Source organism: Immundisolibacter sp., from assembly GCF_050250495.1.
Classification (GTDB): Bacteria; Pseudomonadota; Gammaproteobacteria; order Immundisolibacterales; family Immundisolibacteraceae; genus Immundisolibacter.
Genome location: NZ_JBFWOM010000003.1, coordinates 195,093 through 197,130, shown reverse-complemented (window position 1 = coordinate 197,130; position 2,038 = coordinate 195,093). Strand labels below are relative to the sequence as shown.

Here is a 2,038-nt window from a genome sequence, read left to right as displayed (position 1 = left end):
GCATCACCCGGTCGAAAGACCGGGTGCGGATTGAAACGTCGAGCGCGGTGTGGAAATCGCGCGCCAGCACGTGCATCACCCGGTCGAAAGACCGGGTGCGGATTGAAACGGCATCCAGCCGCGCCTTGTCGAGCGCGACCTCGGCATCACCCGGTCGAAAGACCGGGTGCGGATTGAAACAGGTAGTGGGCGGTCAGCCCTTGTGCAGCACGCGGGCATCACCCGGTCGAAAGACCGGGTGCGGATTGAAACGTCGAGCGCGGTGTGGAAATCGCGCGCCAGCACGTGCATCACCCGGTCGAAAGACCGGGTGCGGATTGAAACTATGAAATCAAGGTATCCGCCAAAGGCCACCGGCGCATCACCCGGTCGAAAGACCGGGTGCGGATTGAAACAAGACGGGGCGGCGCCTGAATGATGCGCATCCCGTGCATCACCCGGTCGAAAGACCGGGTGCGGATTGAAACTGCCTGTCGCCTGTGCCAATCGGCCGCAAAGCAAGGCATCACCCGGTCGAAAGACCGGGTGCGGATTGAAACCTCGATGTTGGGGCGCACGATGGCGCTGCCGGCCGCATCACCCGGTCGAAAGACCGGGTGCGGATTGAAACTCCGGGGAGGGCGACATCGGCACGGTCGAGTCCTGCATCACCCGGTCGAAAGACCGGGTGCGGATTGAAACAGCGTGTCCGCAAGGCCCAGGCTGGCCAGCAGCGGCATCACCCGGTCGAAAGACCGGGTGCGGATTGAAACTCGTCAGGCTTGTGCTCGGCGCCCTCGTCGAGCGGCGCATCACCCGGTCGAAAGACCGGGTGCGGATTGAAACCGAAGCTCGGCCGCCAACGGGGCGCCACGCCATCGCATCACCCGGTCGAAAGACCGGGTGCGGATTGAAACGGATTACCTCGTCGTCGGCACCGACATTCATTTCACGTGCATCACCCGGTCGAAAGACCGGGTGCGGATTGAAACAAGGATTGGGACATCGATGAAGCCCTTCGCCCGGGCATCACCCGGTCGAAAGACCGGGTGCGGATTGAAACGAAGTCCAGAAAAACCCGCGCGGTGCGAGTGGCGGCATCACCCGGTCGAAAGACCGGGTGCGGATTGAAACAAGGTCCAGGCTGCGCAGCGGGTTGATGATGGTGGCATCACCCGGTCGAAAGACCGGGTGCGGATTGAAACCAGTGTTACTTCACTGGACCGAGAGAACACCCGCGCATCACCCGGTCGAAAGACCGGGTGCGGATTGAAACACCACGCCAGCGGCGGGCGTGAGGGCGGACACGAGCATCACCCGGTCGAAAGACCGGGTGCGGATTGAAACAATGTAAGGCGCCTCGAAGGCCGCTTGTGCGGTGGCATCACCCGGTCGAAAGACCGGGTGCGGATTGAAACCGTGAGGCGGGCGGAGATGTCGACGCCCGCCAGCGCATCACCCGGTCGAAAGACCGGGTGCGGATTGAAACACGTTCCTCGACGCCGAGGGCCGCGAGGTGCGCATGCATCACCCGGTCGAAAGACCGGGTGCGGATTGAAACTTGTCTCCCGGGTGATGTATCTCGGCGTTACCGGGCATCACCCGGTCGAAAGACCGGGTGCGGATTGAAACGATTGATTAAAATTGCATCACGGTCGCGGCGAAGGCATCACCCGGTCGAAAGACCGGGTGCGGATTGAAACTGATGCCGAAAACAACCTACACGGGTTACGTGTAGCATCACCCGGTCGAAAGACCGGGTGCGGATTGAAACGCGCTGGCGCGCTTCGCCTCAGATAGGGTGTTCGGGCATCACCCGGTCGAAAGACCGGGTGCGGATTGAAACCAGTTGGACGATATCGTTTGCCCGGATCGGTTCTGCATCACCCGGTCGAAAGACCGGGTGCGGATTGAAACAGTGTCGGCATATCCCCGGCCACGAACAGTGCATGCATCACCCGGTCGAAAGACCGGGTGCGGATTGAAACGAGCACCACCTGGCCTTTCTGCCTTTGCGCCCGGGCATCACCCGGTCGAAAGACCGGGTGCGGATTGAAAC

Annotated in this window: 1 CRISPR repeat array. The window is 61.9% G+C overall.

The window, feature by feature from the left end:
• A CRISPR array of direct repeats spans positions 1-2,038; the repeat unit is 37 nt; unit sequence GCATCACCCGGTCGAAAGACCGGGTGCGGATTGAAAC.